Origin of the sequence: Neobacillus sp. NPDC058068, assembly GCF_042885335.1 — a bacterium.
Classification (GTDB): Bacteria; Bacillota; Bacilli; order Bacillales; family Cytobacillaceae; genus Neobacillus.
This window is the reverse complement of record NZ_JBHVSI010000001.1, coordinates 173734-194406: the sequence shown is the minus strand read 5'-3', so window position 1 is coordinate 194406 and position 20673 is coordinate 173734. Positions and strand designations below refer to the sequence as shown.

Annotated in this window: 14 protein-coding genes; 1 reads left to right on the top strand and 13 read right to left on the bottom strand. The window is 38.7% G+C overall.

The window, feature by feature from the left end; genetic code table 11:
- Positions 1-55: 55 nt before the first annotated feature.
- Positions 56-508 (top strand): DUF2269 family protein, encoded by a 453-nt coding sequence (locus ACFVSW_RS00905; protein WP_387311175.1) that lies wholly within the window; start codon positions 56-58, stop codon positions 506-508.
- Positions 509-622: 114 nt separating this feature from the next.
- Here ACFVSW_RS00905 and ACFVSW_RS00900 read toward each other — a convergent pair whose 3' ends face one another.
- From ACFVSW_RS00900 to ACFVSW_RS00840, 13 genes are all read right to left on the bottom strand, one after another.
- A complete protein-coding gene (locus ACFVSW_RS00900; protein WP_387311173.1) occupies positions 623-1573 on the bottom strand; it encodes a ribose-phosphate diphosphokinase in 951 nt (316 codons plus the stop codon).
- Between the two features lie 334 nt (positions 1574-1907).
- A complete protein-coding gene (locus ACFVSW_RS00895; RefSeq protein ID WP_387311171.1) occupies positions 1908-2756 on the bottom strand; it encodes a carbohydrate ABC transporter permease in 849 nt (282 codons plus the stop codon).
- Positions 2756-3640: a carbohydrate ABC transporter permease gene (locus ACFVSW_RS00890; protein WP_387311169.1), complete on the bottom strand. Its 885-nt coding sequence runs from the start codon at positions 3638-3640 to the stop codon at positions 2756-2758. Before ACFVSW_RS00890 ends, ACFVSW_RS00895 begins: the two co-directional genes overlap by 1 nt.
- A 52-nt stretch (positions 3641-3692) precedes the next feature.
- Entirely contained in the window at positions 3693-4955 is a 1263-nt protein-coding gene (locus ACFVSW_RS00885; RefSeq protein WP_387311167.1) for an ABC transporter substrate-binding protein, read from the bottom strand.
- A 168-nt stretch (positions 4956-5123) separates the two neighbouring features.
- Positions 5124-8777, bottom strand: a complete 3654-nt coding sequence (locus ACFVSW_RS00880) for an FIMAH domain-containing protein (protein ID WP_387311165.1) — start codon at positions 8775-8777, stop codon at positions 5124-5126.
- Positions 8778-9289: 512 nt separating this feature from the next.
- Positions 9290-9415, bottom strand: coding sequence for a hypothetical protein (locus ACFVSW_RS00875; RefSeq protein ID WP_387311163.1), 126 nt, complete (start codon positions 9413-9415; stop codon positions 9290-9292).
- A gap of 164 nt (positions 9416-9579) precedes the next feature.
- Positions 9580-13251: an FIMAH domain-containing protein gene (locus tag ACFVSW_RS00870; RefSeq protein WP_387311161.1), complete on the bottom strand. Its 3672-nt coding sequence runs from the start codon at positions 13249-13251 to the stop codon at positions 9580-9582.
- A 90-nt stretch (positions 13252-13341) separates the two neighbouring features.
- Positions 13342-14439 (bottom strand): D-xylose ABC transporter substrate-binding protein, encoded by a 1098-nt coding sequence (xylF, locus tag ACFVSW_RS00865; protein ID WP_387311159.1) that lies wholly within the window; start codon positions 14437-14439, stop codon positions 13342-13344.
- A 96-nt stretch (positions 14440-14535) separates the two neighbouring features.
- Complete coding sequence (locus ACFVSW_RS00860) at positions 14536-15636, bottom strand: response regulator transcription factor (protein ID WP_387311158.1); 1101 nt, start codon at positions 15634-15636, stop codon at positions 14536-14538.
- 1 nt (position 15637) lies between these two features.
- Entirely contained in the window at positions 15638-17077 is a 1440-nt protein-coding gene (locus tag ACFVSW_RS00855) for a sensor histidine kinase (RefSeq protein ID WP_387311156.1), read from the bottom strand.
- 6 nt (positions 17078-17083) lie between these two features.
- Positions 17084-17896, bottom strand: coding sequence for a substrate-binding domain-containing protein (locus tag ACFVSW_RS00850; RefSeq protein ID WP_387311646.1), 813 nt, complete (start codon positions 17894-17896; stop codon positions 17084-17086).
- Between the two features lie 539 nt (positions 17897-18435).
- Entirely contained in the window at positions 18436-18987 is a 552-nt protein-coding gene (locus tag ACFVSW_RS00845) for a GNAT family N-acetyltransferase (RefSeq protein ID WP_387311154.1), read from the bottom strand.
- Positions 18988-19252: 265 nt separating this feature from the next.
- Positions 19253-20638, bottom strand: coding sequence for an amino acid permease (locus tag ACFVSW_RS00840; RefSeq protein WP_387311152.1), 1386 nt, complete (start codon positions 20636-20638; stop codon positions 19253-19255).
- Positions 20639-20673: the final 35 nt, after the last annotated feature.

Here is a 20673-nt window from a genome sequence, read left to right as displayed (position 1 = left end):
TTTTTCGATAAATTCAGTAAAATCAAAACGTAGTAATAAAGAAGGAGTGAAGAACATGACATTTTACTCATTTGTTTTGCTCATTCACATTGTCACAGCAGTAGTCGGATTGGGCTCGACTTTTGGCATGCCCGTGTTGATGGGAAGGGTGAGAAATGTTTCCCAGGCTAAGTTTGCTCTGTCAGTTTCACGAGGAACGGAGAAATTAGCCAAAGTTGGAAGCATCACCTTGCTGGTAACAGGCATCATAATGGGCATCATGCATCCGGACTTATTCAAGGAAATTTGGTATATCGTCTCCATCGTCATTTACATAGCGGTGCAGCCAATTGCTGCTGGGATGCTTCCCAAGAAAGCTAAACTTCAAATGGAGATCCTTGAAAAATATGATGGCGAAGAGCTGCCAGCGGAATATATTCTGGTAGCTAAACAGGCTGTTCCGCTTAATAATACCTTATATGTTTCAGCAATTATTTTAATTATTCTAATGACAATTAAACCATTTTAATACTTAAAATCAATGGTCTTACAGGTTTTTTATTCATTTATTCTCGAAAAATGCAACCATTTCCATACAATATGAAAAAGCCAACTATCTTAGACAGTCAGCTTTCCACTAAACCTATTCAAATAATGGACTTACGGCTTTTTCATTATGAATCCGATCAATTGCCTCTACAAGCAATGGCGCAGCGGATATCATTTTTATTTTTCCAATTAATTTCTCTTCCGGTAACTCAATCGTATTCATTACTACTAATTCTTTAATAGGTGACAGTTGAATTTTTTCAATCGCTTGCCCGGTGAAAACAGGATGGGTACAGCCCGCATAAATAGATGTTGCCCCGTTTTCTGCTAGTGCCTTAGCTGCGGATGTAATGGTTTCAGCTGTATCAATTAAATCATCAATGATTATGGCATTTTTCCCTTCAACATTACCAATGACATTGAGGGATTCGAATTCATTATCTTCAAGTTTTCGTTTATCGATAAGCGCAAGTGGAGCATGTAATAGGTTAGCCATTTTTCTCGCTCTGCCGATGCTGCCATTATGCGGCGCAACGACAACTAAATCGTCTAATCCTTTATTTTTAAAATACTGTGTAAGGATTGGAACGCCAATTAAGTGGTCAACTGGAATATCAAAAAATCCTTGAAGCTGTGGAGTATGTAGATCCATTGTAAGAACTCTAGTTGCTCCTGCAGCCTCTAACAGGTTAGCCACTAGTTTTGCCGTAATCGGTTCCCGAGAACGAGCCTTACGATCTTGGCGGCCATACCCATAGTAAGGAATGACTACATTAATCGTTCTCGCCGATGCCCTTTTCAAGGAATCCAGCATAATGAGAAGCTCCATAATATTTTCATTAACAGGGTAAGAGGTCGATTGAACAATAAATACCTCACTGCCGCGAACGCTTTCTTCTATATGAATTTGAATTTCTCCATCACTAAATTTAGTTACAGAGCATTTGCCCAACTCACAGCCCAAAAGCTCGGCCATCTCGGTTGCAAGCGTTTGATTTGAATTCAATGTAAACATTTTAAATCTGTTATTTAATTGATACGTCACCTTTTATCCTCCACACATGTAGATTTCATACAGTCTTTTACTTCAATTTCTTATTTTACTATATTAAACAATATAATGGTAGGAAATACACCGGATAGAATCATCAATTTTCGAAAAAAGATACTATAAACCGTTTAGAAATATTTCAGCTTTTTATAGGACTTCTTCAACTTCACGTGGATAAAAATCAAAAATTCCAAACCGATCCAAATTCCTATAGGAATGTTACTCATATAAATCTCCCTATCCAAAAAAAGGAACTGCAAAGGCAGCCCTCAACTAAAATTCGCTGTATGGTTCGAAAACTCATCACAAACTATCAATACTTTAAGAATCATTCTTTCACTCCTCCTCCAGTCATCCCTTGGACCAATTGTTTTTGGAACAAGAAAACTATGATAATTGGCGGCAATGAGGCTAACACTCCACCAGTTGCTACCATACCGTAGTCAACAGAATTTTTCCCACTAAATTCTGATATAGCAACCGATATTGTTTTTGCATCCAGTGACGAGGTGAATAATAACGAAAAGAAGAACTCGTCCCATGATAGAAGAAATGCGAGAATTCCTGTCGCAATGATTCCTGGTTTTACTAAAGGCAACACAATATGCCACAAAGTTTGAAATCTGTTACAGCCATCAATAGAAGCAGCTTCTTCAAAACTCTTAGAAAAAGATGAAAAATAACTCTGCATAATCCAAATAACAAATGGAATCACAAATGTTAAATCAAGTAGTACTAATGTACTTTTTGTATCTAACATTCCCATATTGCTCAACAACAAATAAAGAGGAATAACCACGACAACAGGTGGAATCATGTAGGTGAATAAAAATAAATAAATCAATTTTTTACGAAAATAAAATTTTAGCCGCGCGAATGCATAAGCAGCTAATGAACCGACAATTAAAGCGATGGAGGCAACACAAATTGAGACAATTAAACTATTCAACATGGAAACCTTAAACGCATAAGCCATATCATTATTTGGATTGGTAAAAATATCGAGATAGCGTTGAAAGGTTACATCATTTGGTATCCAATCAAGAGGGACTTTGGTTAAGTCCTTTTGGTAAGAGACGCTTGAAATAGCTAACCAAGAAAATGGACCCAATGTACAAAGTGTAATGACAATGGCAAATAGATATTGAAAAAAGGTTAATACTTTGTTTTTTTTCATCAATTTGCCGCCTCACTTTTTAGTAGTTTTACATATAGAAGGGTTAAGATAAGAACCATAAAAGCAATCAAATACGAGATTGTTGCACCCTGTGAGTATTGTAGATTGGTGAACGATTTTAAATAGGCATCATAGGTTAAGGTAAGTGTCCCATTTGCAGGACCTCCACGGGTGGTAGCGTAAATGATATCAAACACTTTGAACGCTTCCATCGTTCTCATAACAATAATCACCAGTATAGTTGGTTTTAGAAAAGGTAGGGTTAAATGGTAAAATCGCTGAAAGATATTTGCTCCATCAACGCGTGCTGCTTCATAAATCGAAAGATTACGTAGTTGCAAACTTGCTAAAAAGAAGATCACCACTAAGGGAGTCATTTTCCATGCATCAGCAATAATGATCATATTCATCGCGAGCCATGGACTACCTAACCATGACTGATAATGGTCAATTAGTCCTAATTGGGTTAATAATGCATTAAGCGCTCCATATTCAGGATGGTATATCCATTTCCACATTGCCCCGTTAACAATGGTAGGTATTGCCCAAGGAATTATAATGATTGTTCGAAGGAATGCTTTCCCTTTAATATTCTCATTTAACAAAAGAGCAATAAAAATACCTAAAATAAGTTCAATAGTAAGCGAAACTCCCGTAAAATACGCCGTCCTTCCAGTAGTTAACCAAAATTCTTTATCTCTAAGCAGGTCCATGTAATTCCGAAGCCAAATCCATTGTCCATATTGGCTTGATGTTAAATCCATATTTTTCAAACTGTAAATGAATGTTGTAACGAGAGGGAATATAACAATCCCAAAAACAATCACACAGGCAGGTGCAATTACTAGCCAAGCAAATCTCTGTTCAGAAAGTTGTTTTTTCATTATTGGTTCCCCTTACAAAACAAAAGGGGTCAAAAAAAACCCCTCTATATTTTTATTTCGATGCGATTTCTTCTGCTTTTTTCTGCACAGAATCTAACGCTTTTTCAGGTGTAATTTCACCTAGCAGTGCTTTCTGAACATTCACTTGAAGTTCTGTTGATAATTCACCATACCAAGGTACACGAGGGCGGTTCTCCAATTTGTCATATTGAATTTTCGATGCTTCTACAACTTCCGGCCCAGTTTTAACCACACCTTCATCTTCATACAATGATTTCCAAATTGGTAGAGCATTTTGTGCAAAACGCTTTTGCACATCCTTGGATGATAAGTATTCGATATATTTCCATGCTTCATCAGGATGTTTGCTTCCTTTGGTCACTGATAGGCCCATGCCGCCGTTTACACTCATGCCATTATGACCCTGTGTTCCTGGAACAGGAGCAATACCTACTTTACCTACTACACTTGATTCTTTAGGATCATTCGCCATGTTATACATGTATGTCCAGTTTAGAGCGAATGCCGCTTTACCGCTAGAGAATACCCCGCGAACATCTTCCTCTAAATATTGAGTTGATTTCGAATTGGTTAGGCCATCTTTCAAAGACTGTGTCATAAAGGTAAGAGCATCTATATTTTCTTTTGAATTCACGCTCGGTTTGCCTTTTTCATCAACTAAAGATCCGCCAAAAGAAGAAGTTATCGCAGTAAAGTCACAAATGAGCGCCTCTGCTTGTGCCCATGAGCCAACGATTGGAGTATCAGCGATTCCTTTTTCTTTAATCACTTGGGCTTGTGCTAACAACTCATCCCAAGTCGTTGGGGGATTATCAAAACCAGCTTGTTTTAACATATCTGTGTTGTAAAATAAGTATTTTGTATCGTTTAACCATGGCATTCCATATAATTTGTCCTGATAAGAAACAGAATCAATGGCTCCAGGAAAAATATCTGCACGATCTTTCTCATTTAATTTGTCAGAAACCTCTTTTACGAATCCTGCTTTTGCAAATTTTGCTGTCCATGGAGCATCAATAATAACCACATCAAAACCGCCTGTTGGAGCAGAGGTTTGAATTTTTTGTTCTAATGCTTCATATTGAACAAAAGATGGCTTAATTTTGATAGTTGGATTTTTTTCTTCAAACTCCTTTGTAATCGCTTTCACATCATCCTCAGAATAACCAGCCTGCTTCATAAATAAAGCATTTATCGTTACCTTATCTCCTTTTCCGCTGCTACTCGTTGAACACCCTGTGAAAATTCCAACTAAAAGGAAGATACTAAACAATATTCCTAGTGTTTTCTTCACGAGAATTTCCCCCTTAAACTTATATTCCCATTCATTTTTCAATCGTATCTTTAAAAAATGAAGGACAATCGAAAAAGATTGTCCTTATATGGTAGGTGGTCGTATCTTTATTATTTTACGGAACTTTATATATTTAGCAGATTATTATTCTAGTGTTCTAAAGAGCTTTTATTTCCACTCTAGAATTAATTGTTCTATATCCGCTGTCAATTTTGCTTTTGCCTGCTCAGATATTTTATCCTTATGGGCTTCGTTATTCATATGCTTTAGAAAATCGTTGAGACTCTTTATCGCCTGATCACGATCCCCCTTCTCCCCATGGTGGATGGCCTGTTGCAGACTATTGCTTAGTTGATTAGTCAGTGGTGAACGAACTTCATTTTTAGAAATATATTTCTCCAGTTTCTCCTGGATCGTATTGAGACTTACCGGCTGGGAGTATACTTCGAACGAAGCAATATTAAAACTGGTAGACTCCGGTGTTGCGCCTAATCCAATTACGCCATTACCTGTGCCTCCCGGACCGATCTGCGGACCTGCTGGGCGTTTTCCAGACATCGTTAGCCTAATATATCGCTTAGTTACAGAGTCAAACTGTAGATCACTTACAGAGGAACCATTGAGATTTGTTCCATTATAGATTGGCTCCCAATTTACGCCATCATCAGAACCTTCAATGACCATGTTCCGTGCATAGTTCGCATAATCCCATCTGATGATTGTTCGATCAAATTTCGCCGGTTCACCAAAATCAACCATAAACCATTGCGGGTCAGCGCCTGTGGTGGCATTTGTTGAGCTCTGCCATTTTGTATACATCGTGGTGTCTAATGCTTTGTCTGGAGTATTTGTAGTACCTTGTGTTGATGATGCTATTGCTGTTTTTCCTAAAGCTAGATTTGTAGTAGTCGGCATCGGCTTATTCTTCGATGTTAGGTTGTTAAAGCTGTTTACCTCAACTACAGGAGCTGCATTACCCAAATCAGATAATTTGTATGTTGCCGAGAGGGTCCTCTTCTCACCAGGCAGCAACATAAAGTAGTTATCTTCCATTTTTACCGGGGCAACCAGATCACCATTAGCGCCTTTCTTGATTTTGGCGAATACGGCATAAGCAATTGAATTTCCCTTGTTTTTAACCGTATAAGTAATGGTTTGCTCCTGACCGTTGTTCACCGTTTTTGGTTTTCCTTCGATTTGCAATTCAACCTGTTCCAGCAGCTGCAATTGGGTAAGGTCTGCAAATTGATCCTGTGGAGTATAGTTCCAACTATGATTCTGGTATCTGACCAAATCTTTTTTCGTCGTTTGTGCATAGGAGTTGATACTTACAAGATTATCTTTGGCGTCTCTCAATTCTAGCCTTACAAAATAAGTAGGCGATACTTGAAGATCGGCTTCTGTTATTTTGTCAACCACTGTTATTCCGTTGGCCTTGTCAATTTTGCCATCAAAATTGATTGTTTGGTAACCAACCTTTTTAGGCTTGCCCCCAACAGTTGCGCTTGCACCATCTGGGGTCACATCAAGATTTTTAAACTCTTTGTCATACACTTTTTTGCTATCAATATTGTAAACTTGAACCTTCGCTTTCAAACCGGAGTAATCCTTATTCGTACTGTTAAGAATTTTAACTTCCTTGGACTTATAATCAAACATGATATGAAGCGGTTCATTACCTTTCTTCGCTCCGAAATAGGATCCGTTCGGGTTCAGATAAAAGTCAAACAGGTTCCAGAACATGCCTGGCCATGCATTGTTAAGCATCCACTGGACCCAACCTGTTGCCTTCGTATATTTGTTGGCATTTAGCGCTTCAAACACGGCACGCTGTGAATCATATTGCTGAACCTGAGCCTTGATGTTATATTCTTCTAAATTATGAGATTCGCCGTAGTGGTTATCCATCGCTAAGTTAAATTTCGAAAGCTCCCTGAAATTGCCCCTAGCATTGTGGAAATTCCATTGTTGGAAATTATCGCCACCGATATTATAAGGCCATAATGCACTTTCAGGCAGAATCTTCTTCATCGTCTCAATAACTGGTATACTTGGACCTGGACCAGCTTCCGAAGTAAATCCGAAGGCACCGCCTTGATCCATATCCTCGAACCACATAGCAGGAGGTGCATAGTCATAGGAAGCGTCCATGTGCATACCGCTAGTCGTTCCGGTTAATGTCGCAATCTTAGCAGATCCGCTGGAGATAATAGCTCCATAATCGTCCCAGTGTAATTCATTTTCGATATCGAGAAACGCTTGCTCTACTTCTCTCCCACGGGCAGAATTTGAGTAAGATGCGGGGTTATCACTTCCATTCATCCACGCTATCATACTAGGATGCACTCTTAATTCACGGAGCTGAGAAGTTAACGATTCACTAACAACTTCTAGATCATGATCAGTATATTGAGCAGGTTCCTGCCACTTGCTGCAGCAAGTCCATCCACCCATGTACATGAGACCGTTTTCATCCAAAAGGTCGATCAAGCGGTCATCAAAGAAAATACCTTCATCCCTGATTGCGTTTAAACCCATATCTTTTAGATATTGGACAACGGCAATATTTGTATCCATATCCCGGCGTAAGTACAAGTCAGTTGGAGAATATCCTCCAGCTTTTATAAGAACAGGCTTGTGGTTAACATAGAACTGCACCATGTCCTTAAGCGGTGGGCTGGTCCTTGTCGATGGAGAGACATTCATCTCAGTGGTAATTTCACGGATACCAAATCTTTGTGAGATGTTGTCGCTAACCTTATTATTGTCTGCGGTAAACTTGAATTCTACCGTGTGCAATGATGGGTCGCCCATACCGATTGGCCACCATAGTTTAGGGTCTTTGATTTTTAGTCCATTAAATTTTTCTGCTGTAAAAGCAATTTCCTGGTCCTTTGCACCCGCGCTTAAGGTTACAGGCTGGGATAGAGTGGTTACAACGGCACCTTTAGGGTCTTTAATTGTTGCTTCCACTGTTCCTGAAACAGGACTATTGGAATAATTCGTCAAGTCTATATAGGCATTTAAACTTGCGGTTGAAAGGTTCGGTTCAACTTTAGAGGTAACAAATGGGTTACGGGTCGTTACAACACTTGAAGTCGTGATGAATACGTCACGCCATAAGCCCATGTTGTTATCAGTCGGCCTTGGAACCCAATCCACCCAATATACTGAAAAGTCTTTACCAAAGTTGGATTTCGTTACTTCTACTGCGATTGTATTTTTTGTTTTCCCATCAGCCGTTACATAGTTGGATATATCCAATTCGAAGGTTCTAAATGAACCGATAATCTCCGATTTATCTGCAATTTTCGTTCCGTTAATCCAAATGTCGGCTTGATAACCAATTCCTTGGAAGTTAACAATTATTTTCTTTCCCTGCTCGGTTGATGGTAAGGTAAACTCGGTACGATACCACCATGGAGCATTATATCTGGATTCATCCGTACGGGATATACGATCGTGAATAAACGGATCTTCAATATCACCTGCTTCAATTAGCGCACCCATTACAGTATTAGGAACAGTCGTCTGAAACCAACCGTCTGTTTTATAGCCTTGTTTTGAGATGGAAGCGCCATTTTCCTTTGCAATGGCAGAGGACTGGATTTGCCAATTTTCATGCAATTGATAGACATTGTCATATTTTATCGCTTGTTTTAATGAATATTCATCACTGGAAATAGGTGAACTAGCAGTCGTGCTACTGGAATTGTTTGTTTTGGCTTTGGTAGATGAGCCTGTTGTAACTAAACCGCAGGTAGAGATCAAAAGAGCCATCGAAATATTAAGTATCTTTTTGAATGATCTGCTTAAATGCAATCTTTCTTCCTCCCTCATTCTTTTACTTAATTACTTTGCAGTTACTCGATTGACATAAGATGCAAATATGGAAAAGGTTTGTCACCCCCTTTAATAGCCTTTTTTTACGTTTTTTTTTACCTCCTCTTTCTTATGGAATCCTTTAGAAATTACTATCTCATCAATCGTTTCTTTCGTTACGGCTATCGGTTCAAGTTGTCCATTGATTTTATGAATCGGATTGATAGTACACGCTGTAAAGAAAGTCAAAAAAATCAGGGATAAAAAAATACACTATTTTTTCTCCACGTTTCTCTCATTCCTTAAAGTCGCGACTATTTTCTGAATATTCGAAATTTATTGTATCATTAATTAAACGCTTTCAAAGATGTTTTTCTTGGACATTCTTGTTATCTATAGGACTTTTTGGTGATTACCTAACAACTTGTACATCTTCTTCTAAATATTGGGTTGATTTCGGATTAGCTAGGGCATCTTTCAGCGACTGTGCCATAAAGGTAAGAGCCGCCAAGTTACAAATCCTGCTTTTGAGCATTTATCGTTACCTTATCCCCATTTCCGCTGTTGCTTTTTGAACACCCTGCGAAAATTCCCACTAATACAATGATACTAAACAATATTCCTAGTGTTTTCTTCACGAAGATTTCCCACTTACATTTATATTTCTTAATAACCAATCTCATCTTAAAAAATGAAGGACAATCGAAAAAAGATTGTCCTTCTATGGTAGGTTGCCGTATCATTATACTTTTCAGGACTTTTTATATTTTGCAAATTATTATTCTGGTATGCCAAAAAGCTTTTATTGCCACTCTAGAATTAATTGTTCTATATCTGCTGTCAATTTTGCTTTTGCCTGCTCAGAAATTTTATCCTTATGAGCTTCATTGTTCATATGCTTTAGAAAATCGGTGAGACTCTTTATCACTTGATCACGCTGCCCCTTCTCCTCATGGTAGATGGCCTGCTGAAGACTATTGCTTAGTTGATTAGTTAATGGTGAACGAACTTCATTTTTAGAAATATACTTCTCCAATTTCTCTTGAATTGTTTCAAGACTAAGCGGCCCAGCGTATACTTCGAACGAAGCAATATTAAAGCTGGTAGATGCTGGGGCTGCGCCTAATCCGGTTACCCCATTTCCTGTCCCCGTTCCTATCTGCGGACCTGCCGGGCGTTTTCCTGACATCTTTAGCCTAATATATCGCTTAGTTACAGAGTCAAACTGTAAATCACTTACAGAGGAACCGTTAGGATTTGTTCCGTTGTAGATTGGCTCCCAATTTACGCCATCATCTGACCCTTCTAGGACCATGTTCCGTGCATAGTTCGCATAATCCCATCTGATAATCGTTCTATCAAATGTCGTTGGTTCGCCAAAGTCAACCTTGAACCATTGGGGATCGGCGCCAGTTGTATCATTTGTTGAACTCTGCCACTTTGTATACATTGTGGTGTCTAATGCTTTGTCTGGAGTATTTGCAGTACCTTGTGTTGATGATGCCGTTGCTATTTTTCCCAAAGCTAGATTTGTAGTAGTCGGCATCGGTTTATTCTTCGATGTTAAGTTGTTGTAACTGTTTACCTCAACTACAGGAGTTGCATTACCCAAATCAGATAATTTGTATGTTGCCGAGATGGTTCTCTTCTCTCCAGGCAGCAGCATAAAATAGTTATCTTCCATTCTTACCGGGGCAACCAGGTCACCATTAGCGCCTTTCTTGATTTTGGCGAATACGGCATAGGCAATTGAATTACTCTTATTTTTAACCGTATAGGTAAGGGTTTGTTCATGGCCGTTATTCACTATTTTCGGTTTTCCTTCAATTTGCAGCTCAACCTGACCAAGCTGCTGCAATTGGGTGAAGTCAGCGAACTGATCCTGTGGAGTATAAGCATATCCGTGATTCTGGTATCTTACCAAGTCTTTTTTCGTCGTTTGCGTATAGGAGTTTATACTAACAAGATTGTCTTTGGCGTCTCTTAATTCTAGTCTTATGAAATAAGTAGGTGATACCTGAAGATTCCCTTCATAAATTTGATCAACCACTGTAATCCCATGTGCCTCATTAATCTTGCCATTGAAATTAATCGTTTGGTAGCCGACTTGCTTAGGTTGACCACCAACAGATTTGCTCGCTCCATCTGGAGTTACTTCAAGGTTTTTAAACTCTTTGTCATATACTTTTTTGCTATCGATATTGTATACTTGAACCTTTGCTTTTAACTCGGAATAATCTTTATTCGTGCTGTTAAGAATTTTAACTTCCTTTGACTTATAATCAAACATAATATGGAGCGGCTCATTGCCTTTCTTTGCTCCGAAATACGAACCATTCGGGTTCATATAGAAGTCAAATAGATTCCAGAACATACTTGGCCAAGAATTGTTAAGCATCCACTGGACCCATCCGGTTGACTTTGTATATTTATTTGCATTCAGTGCTTCGAACACAGCCCGCTGTGTGTCATATTGTTGAACCTGTGCTTTGATATTATATTCTTCAAGATTGTGAGACTCTCCATAGTGATTATCCATTGCTAGGTTAAATTTGGAAAGATCCCTAAAAATCCCCCTTGCGTTGTGGTAATTCCATTGTTGATAATTATCTCCCCCAACATTGTACGGCCACAATACTCTTTCAGGAAGAATCTTCTTCATCGTCTCAATGACCGGAATACTTGGGCCAGGTCCTGCTTCTGAAGTAAATCCAAAGGCACCACCTTGATCCATATCCTCAAACCACATTGCTGGAGGAGCATAATCATAGGAAGCGTCCATATGCATTCCACTAACAGTTCCGGTTAACTCGGCAACCTTTGCAGAGCCGCTGGAGAGGATTGCCCCATATTGATCCCAGTGCAAACGATTTTCGATATCTAGAAATGTCTGCTCTACTTCTTTCCCGCGTGCAAGAGTCCCGCCGGCTGGGATCTCATTTTTATAAGATGGAGGGTTGTCGCTTCCATTCAACCAAGCGATCATACTGGGATGGACTCTTAATTCGCGAAGTTGAGAAATCAACGATTTATTTACGATGTCAAGGTCACTATCGCTAAAGGCTGCAGGTTGCTGCCACTTGCTGCAACAAGTCCACCCGCCCATATAGAACATACCGTTTTCGTCTAAAAGGTCGATCAATCTGTCATCGAAGAAAATACCCTCATCCCTGATTGCATTCAAGCCCATATCTTTTAGGTATTGAACAAGGGCAATATTTGTATCCATATCACGACGTAAGTACAAGTCAGTAGGAGAATACCCTCCAGCCTTTACTAGGACAGGCTTATGGTTTACATAGAACTGCACCATATCCTTTAACGGCGGGTTAGTTCTAGGAGATGGTGATACATTCATCTCCGTTGTAACTTCACGGATACCAAATCTTTGGGTAATGCTGTCTATTACCTTTTGATCATTTCCTATAAATTTGAATTCAATCGTGTGCATAGATGGTTCACCCATATTAATAGGCCACCATAATTCTGGGTCTTTCATTTTTAGCTCTTTAAATTTATCCGATGTAAAAGCAATTTCTTGATCATTTGCCCCGGCATTCAGAGTCACAGGCTGCGAAAGCGTGGTCAGAATTGCACCTGAAGGGTCTTTAATAGTTGCTTCGAGGGTTCCAGCAACAGAATCATTGGAGTAATTCGTCAAATCTACATAGGCATTTAGACTTGCTGTTGAAAGGTCAGGATCCACCTTAGAGGTTACAAATGGATTACGCGTTGTTACGTCACTGCTAGTAGTGATAAATACATCGCGCCATAAGCCCATGTTATTATCAGTCGGTCTAGGAACCCAATCTACCCATAAAATTGAGAAATCTTTTCCATAGTTGGATTTCGTTACTTCAACCGCAATAGTATTTTTTGTGGTACCATCAGCGGTAACATATTTGGTTATATCTAATTCGTAGGTTCTAAAAGAACCAATAATATCAGATTTATTCGCAACCTTATTTCCATTAACCCAAATGTCGGCTTGATAACCAATCCCTTGGAAGTTCACTAATATTTTCTTTCCGTGCTCGGTTGTAGGTAAGGTAAACTCGGTACGATACCACCATGGAACATTATATCTGGATTCATCCGTACGGGAGATACGATCGTGAATAAACGGATCTTCAATATCACCTGCTTCAATCAGAGCTCCCATTACAGTGTTAGGAACTGTTGTATTAAACCAACCGTCTGTTTTATATCCTGGTTTTGAAATGGCAGTTCCATTTTCCTTTGCAATGGCTGAGGATTGGATTTGCCAGTTTTTGTGTAATTGATATACATTATCATACTTAATCGCTTTCTTTAATGAATAAACATCACTGGAAACGGGTGAACTCGCGTTCGTACTACCGGAATTAGTCGATTGGGCTTTAATGGATAAGCCTGTTGCAACTAAACCGTAAGTAGAGATCAAAAGAGCCATCGAAATATTAAGTATCTTTTTGAATGACCTGTTTACATGCAATTTTCTTTCCTCCCTCATTCTTTACTTAACTACTTGACAGTTTACTCGTTTGATATATAAAGCTAAAATGGAAAAAAGTTTGTCACCTCCTTAATCGCCATTTTTTACGTTTTTATACACCTCCTCTTTCTTGTGGAAGCCTTTGGAAATTACCGTCTCATCAATCGTTCCTTTCGTTACTGCGACCGGTTCAAGCAAAATGGTCGGGACGTTGATTTTTCCATTATTTTCTGTAGCATTTGTAGCAACCTTTTCACCTTTTGCTAATTTTACCGCTACCATCGCTGCTGTTTCAGCCATATCTTGAATTGATGTATATACAGTCATTAATTGCGTTCCTTCAACGATTCTTTGACATCCCGCAAGCTCAGCATCTAACCCACTTACCGGAATTTTTCCAGCCATGTTCTGTGCTGCTAATGCTTGGATAGCCGCTCCGGCCGTAGCATCATTTGCCGCAATAATGGCATCAATCCGGTTCTTATTTGCTCTTAAAGCATTTTCCATATTGGTCAGTGCATCCGCTGGATTCCAATTCTTTGTCCACTGATCATATACAATCTCAATATCCCCTTTTTCAATTAGCGGCTGTAATATGTTCATTTGTCCTTTTTTATATAAATGGGATGAATAGTCGGTATCAGCACCTTCGATAAGTACATATTTTCCTTTTGGTGCATGCTCCACAACCGTTTTAGCTTGAAGTTCACCGATTAAGATACTGTCGAATGAAATATATAAATCGATATCGGAATTCGTAATCAAACGGTCGTAAGCGATTACCTTGATGCCCGCAGCATGCGCTTTTTCCACAATCGCGGCAGCCGCGTCTGCATTATGTGGAACTACAATCAACACATCTACACCTTTGCTAATTAGGGTTTCTGCTTGGGTGATTTGTTTTGCATCATCTCTTTCTGCCGCTTCCACGAGTACTTCAGCACCTAGTTCCTTCCCTTTTGCAACTAAATAATCACGATCGCGCAACCACCGTTCTTCACGTAACGTGTCCATCGAAAATCCTATCGTTATTTTCTTTCCTTTATTTCTGCCGTTCTCTGAATTTACGTTTTGCCCCTCGGCTGTTCCATCAGTATTAAGAGTTGGATTCTTAGTACATGTTGTAAAGAAAATCATAAAAATCAGGGATAAAAAAATTACACTGCTACTTCTCCAAGGTCCTCTCATTCTTATATACTCGCCTCTATCTTTCTGAATATTTCAATTCTATAGTATCAGTTTTAAAGCGCTTTCAAATTACTTTTTCTTGTACATTCTTGTTATTCATAGCACTTTTTGGTGATTGACTAACAATTTTTTCCTATACTCAGTAGGTGAAATACCATGACTTCGTTTAAATACCCTGCTAAAATAGCTTGGGTCATGGAAGCCAACTTCAAAGGTAATTTCCTTTAGGCTATTGTCAGGATCAATCATCAATTGCTTGGCTTTCTTTATTCGGCATTCTGTTAAAAAATCAATAAAGTTCGTACCGCTTTGCTCCTTAAATAGCTTGCTAACGTAGTAGGGGCTTAATTTTACATGTGCAGCTACAGTATCTAAGGTAATATCCTTATGGGAATGTGCAATAATAAACTGTTTAAGTGTTTGAAATATATTTGGAAAGATTTCCTTTCTCATCAAAGTAAATGAATTTAGCATTTTTTCTAATACCACCCGGCTTTCAGTTTTCATTTGCTGATAATTTGCTGCTTGAAGAGAAAAAAATGGTGTTTCAATCTCAATTCCTATTTCATTTAAAAATCGCGATATTAATAACACAATTCGGAGCAACCTTTGTTGCGTCTCAGATATGCTTTTTCCAGATGCCTCACAATATTCAACGAAAGAAAATACAAGCTTATAAACCCCTTCTTCGTTCCCTTGACGTAATTGTTCTAGGATGTTATTTTCCGTTTCAATTGCCCGTCGGCTGCCTTCATGATACTCTCGCAGCAACTGTTGAATCTTAATTTCCTCCTGATTTCTGATATTCCTTTCGTTTTTTTCCGACTGAATTCGTTTTATTAGACTTTGAACCGTTTCAATAATCGTGTCTATTCGACTAGGTTTAAGCAAATAATCCTTTACTCCCAAACGTAACGCTTGTCGTGCATATTCAAATGTTTCGTATGCTGAAACGATAATATATTGAATAGCCGAATTCTTCTTGCTAATTTCCCTAATGGCGGCTAATCCATCCATTCCTGGCATTTGAATATCCATCAAAATAAGATCGGGCTTCAGCTCTTCAGCTAATTGAATGGCTCTCAAGCCATTTTCCGCCTCCCCGACAATATTGATATTTTCGATACCCTGCTCGATAATTTGTCTAAGTGCCATTCTTTCAACGCGTTCATCATCAACAATGAGAATGTTAATCATTTTAATCTCCTCTCATATTTGGTAATTTCAAAATAATGCGCGTCCCTTGATTCTCCCTACTTTCAATTTCGATGATGTCATTCACTCCATAAAATAACTGTAAGCGTCGGATGACATTATGTATCCCGATACCTGTGGAATGACCTTTATATTCAATTTGAGAGTATCCTTTTATGATTGATTGTATGGTTTCATGCGGAATACCTGGTCCGTTGTCTTCAATTTCTATGATGTTATGAATTCCCATGTTTCGAATCCGAATCGCAATGTTCCCGCCTTCTGGAAAAGGTTCGATGGCATGGATTAAGGCATTCTCGACAAACGGCTGCAGCGTGAGGCTTGGTAGATTAAAGGAGAGACATTCCTCATCAGCATGTATCGAATATTGGACCCGCTCCTCATACCGTGCTTTTTGAATCGTAAGATAGTCTTCCAAACCTTTGAGCTCATTTTGTATGGTTGTAGAAATATCCATGCTTTTTAAATTGTAGCGAAGCAAATCGGATACCGAGATAATTAAGTTACTTGTTTCCGTAGCATTTTCCAAATAGGCCTTCTTGGTTAACGTATTTAAAGTATTAAATAAAAAATGAGGGTTAATTTGGCTTTGCAACGTTTTCAATTCGCTTTCTTTTAGCAGCAGTTTATGTTCCTGCAATTCGCGTTCCACCTTCGCCTTTATCTGCATTTCCGCAATCAACTTTTTGAGGTTAATTCTCATCTGATTAAAGGTGCTGCCAAGAAAGTTCATTTCGTCGTTCGTTCGGATATCAATATTTCGTTCAAAATTCCCACTGGAAATTTCCCGTGCAGCATTCGTTAACGTAACAATCGGGCGGGTAATGTCGTTCGAAAACTTGAAAAAAATCAATAACATAGTGAACGAAGTCGATGCTAATGTCAAAAAGCTTAACATAATAGAATCCTTACTTTGCTGAATGGTTTTCTTGTAAAAATTTTCGTATGTATTTAATTCTCCATTAATAAGTAGTAGCGTAGTTTCTGATATATACGCTGATGTCTTCGCAGCCTCAGTAAAATGAATAGATGACTTGGTATAGTTTTTCTCTTGGAAAAATGAAGCCGCTAGTCCCATTGATTCCAACTGACCTTTGATCATGTTGTCGTAATTTTTTAGAGAAATGAAATTGTTTTGATTTCTAAAATCATTGAGATTCTCTTGCGTTTTTTTCAATTTCTTACTAAAACCCAAATATTCATTTTTTGACTCTTCAGCCGAGTTAATAAAATATTGATTCAAAGCATTTATGGAGTCTTGACTTAATTGTGAGGCCTCCTTTATTAGCAAATACCTCTGTAAAATTTCATTATAATTTTCAATAGTCTTTTGATTGGAATAAATCATTAATAGCCAAACAAGCGAAATCATGATCCATATAACAGCAAATAAAAATATTATCTTATTTCTGATTGTCTTCATGTTATTTCACCTTTTTTCAAGCAATTGTACGTTTGTATAATAATTCGGCTCTAGAGGGTACTCAATGCCTTCCAGCCACCTAAGCATAAGCGTTGTACTTTGAGCACCGATTTCTTCTGGATACTGTATTATTGCGGCGGAAACCACTCCATTGTTAATGAATTCCGATATCTCCGGGTTCTGATCAAAGGTATAAATTGAGTAATCTTGTAGTTTGCCCCTCCCTTTGATTACTTGTACAATTCCACTAGTTGCCTCTTCCGTCAATCCAAAAAGAACTCTGCATTCCGGGTAATTGTTGAGCAGTTCCGTCGTTTCCTCTAACCCATTTTGGTTAGAAGCAGAATAGTTCGGCACTTCTAAAATTTGTATATTTGGAATTGATGCAAGAGCATTTTCAATCCCTTGTTTCCTTAACGACAGGTGGCTAATTGGTGGACCTCCGTAAACAATACCTATCTTCCCGCCGCCTTTTAACTTTGAAGCTATATGTTCTCCCAGAATCAGCCCTTCTTGATAGTGATTAGGACCAACATAAGTTTTACGTAGACTATCCGGTGCATCAGTAAAAACAGTTATGACCGGAATCCCTTTTTGCAATGCTTTATTCACAATTTGGATAAATTCAGGATCTTCCTTTCCCTGAACAACAATTCCGTCCACTCGAGATGAAATGGCCCTGTCGATATTTTTTAAGTATCCAAAGATGTCTGCTTGAAATGTTTCCTGAAACTCGATCGCCACTTTCTCCTTGTTTGCCACTTTTTGAGCTCCTTCTTTCACCTTATTCCAAAATGGGCTCCCTGAATCCGCCGAAATAAATTCGATTCGATAAATATCTTTATTGTCAATTTGGGAATAGGAAGAAATCTCAGGGTTCCCCAGGACGACTTTTAACGTAAAAAAGGTGAGTACTAATAAAGTGAATCCCCCTCCAATATATAAGAATGCAACAATAAGCTTTGTCTTTTTTATAACTCTTCCCCCTCAAAATTGAATTAATATGTCTTTGATGTATTTCTCTTTAAGGCCATGCAAACCCTTCTATTATTCGAAATATTTCGATTATTACAAGTGAGTCTATCTTGGCATTTGATAATCAATGTAATTAGATTCTTTGCGAATGTAGAGCAGAAAAAAGGAGGGAAGGGATCACATAGGAGGATCTTATGTGACCGCAAAGCTCAAAATAGTGGGAACGCGGGCACTAGAAGATAAAAAATCTATCGCGAGAAACAATTTTCCCTCATCATAATCCCCAAAAAAACGCAAAGTTCTACCATCCATTTCTGCAGCACTCCGCTTGTCCGTTACCAAATACAAAAACGACCGCAATCACAATGATTACGGTCGCTGATTTATTCACGAAATCGTGGATTGGCCTCCCATTCCTCACGCAAAAGACCCATTCTAATAGAATCATAATATTCTCCATTATAGTACCGGCATTTTCGAAGCCGGGCCTCCATTGTCATCCCTAGCTTTTCGCCAACCTTTATCATCCGCTCGTTCCCTGACCAAGTTGTATAGCCGACACGGACCAAAGGCAATGTCTTAAATAAATGATTGATCCACATTCGGAGAACCTTTGTACCATAGCCGCCGCTCCAATAGGCGGGAGTGTAAATCGCGATTCCCATTTCGAGCCAGTTTGAAGGTTTATGCTCCCAGTAATAGCTAACTGTACCGACAACCTCACCCTTCACAACAATTGCCCAGCGATCTTCTCGGTTTATCCATTTTTCTTTTTGCCCTATGTATTCGTCAAAGGATATACGCTTATGTTCATAATAGGGTGCGTCCCACTTTTTCCATTCAGGGGTTTCGTCTTGATAAATAAGCTTCCAAATGACTGGTAAATCTTCTTCTATAATCGGTCTTATTAATAAATCATCGTCTTGATAAAACACGAAATCGCCTCCAAACATTTCAAAATTTATTACTATATTATTGCGAAATCTCTTTTTTAATAAATTCATATTTTTCTTTATTTTAACATAGACTTCTATGTTCCTTGGAAAATTAGTAACTTATTTTTGCACGCAAAAAAGGGCAGAAAAGGGTAGCACAAGGCTTCGTTCTACCCTTCTTTGTCCTTTAACTTAAGAGTTTAAGTTCGATTATGAACCTTACCATTTGGCGTATAACTGTAACTACGCTCTCCAGAGTTGTCGCTTAATTAGCTATTTTCCCTTGATTCACTTTATCAATAGGATTCGCCTTCGGTTTCCGCATCATATAAATCGCAATCAGCAAAATAAACCAAACGGGAGTTACGAACAAGGCAACACGAGTGTCTTCCGCAAGAGCAAGTACGACAAGAACAAACGCTAGGAAAGCAAGGATTAAGTAATTGGAAAATGGATAAAGCGGCAATTTAAATTTGTTCACTTTTGCTAGTTCGGGCCTAGTTTTCCGGTATTTCAAATGGCTGATGACCGTAATTCCCCAAATAAATATGAAACATACTGTAGAAATACTTGTAATCAGCGTAAATACTCCTTCTGGCATAACATAGTTCAAAATAACGGCAATTAGAATGACAACAGTGGAAAAGAACAAGGCATTGGAAGGTACTTTACGGGCATTAAGTTTTGCAAATGGTACAGGTGCATTTTTATCTTTGGAAAGTGTGTATACCATCCGGCTTGTACTGAAGATGGCGCTGTTACATGCCGAAGCTGCAGATGTTAGGACGACAAAATTGACGATACCAGCAGCTACTGCGATACCAACCGCCACGAAGACTTGGACGAATGGGCTTTTCATTGGGTTGATAGCACTCCACGGATAAATACTCATAATGACGATAAGGGCGCCAATATAGAAAATTAATATCCGTATCGGAATATTATTAATAGCTTTTGGGATAACTCTTTCAGGGTCTTCTGTTTCACCTGCAGTTAGTCCTACAAGTTCGATGCCAACAAACGCAAACACTACCATCTGGAATGAGAGGATAAAGCCATTTATGCCATTTGGGAACATGCCGCCATGGCTCCATAGATTCGTGAAACTGGATGAGCCCGAATTTGTGGAAAGGCCTTTAATAATCATGAAAATGCCGATAACAATTAGTGCTAGAATCGCAATGACTTTAATTAATGCGAACCAGAATTCCATTTCGCCAAAAAGTTTTACAGTTGCAAGGTTCATGATTAGCAAAATAACTAGGGCGATTAGTCCCGGCATCCACTGTGGTACATCAGGAAGCCAATACTGAGTATAGAGACCAACAGCTGTTAAGTCGGCCATTGCGATTGAAATCCAGCAAAACCAATAAGTCCAGCCGGTGATAAACGCTGCCATATTACCTAAATAGTCTTTTACAAAGTCAACAAAAGAATGATATTTCAAATTGGATAAAAGCAGTTCCCCAAGTGCGCGCATGATTAAAAAGCAAATTACCCCTGTTATCAAGTAAGCAAATAAAATGGATGGTCCTGCTAAATGAATAGATTTTCCTGCTCCAAGAAATAATCCCGTTCCGATTGCCCCACCAATTGCGATTAGTTGTACGTGCCTGTTTTTTAGACCTCTCGACAATTTTTGTTCCTGCATCTGTTTTCCCTCTCCCTACTTTCCTAGATTTTGAA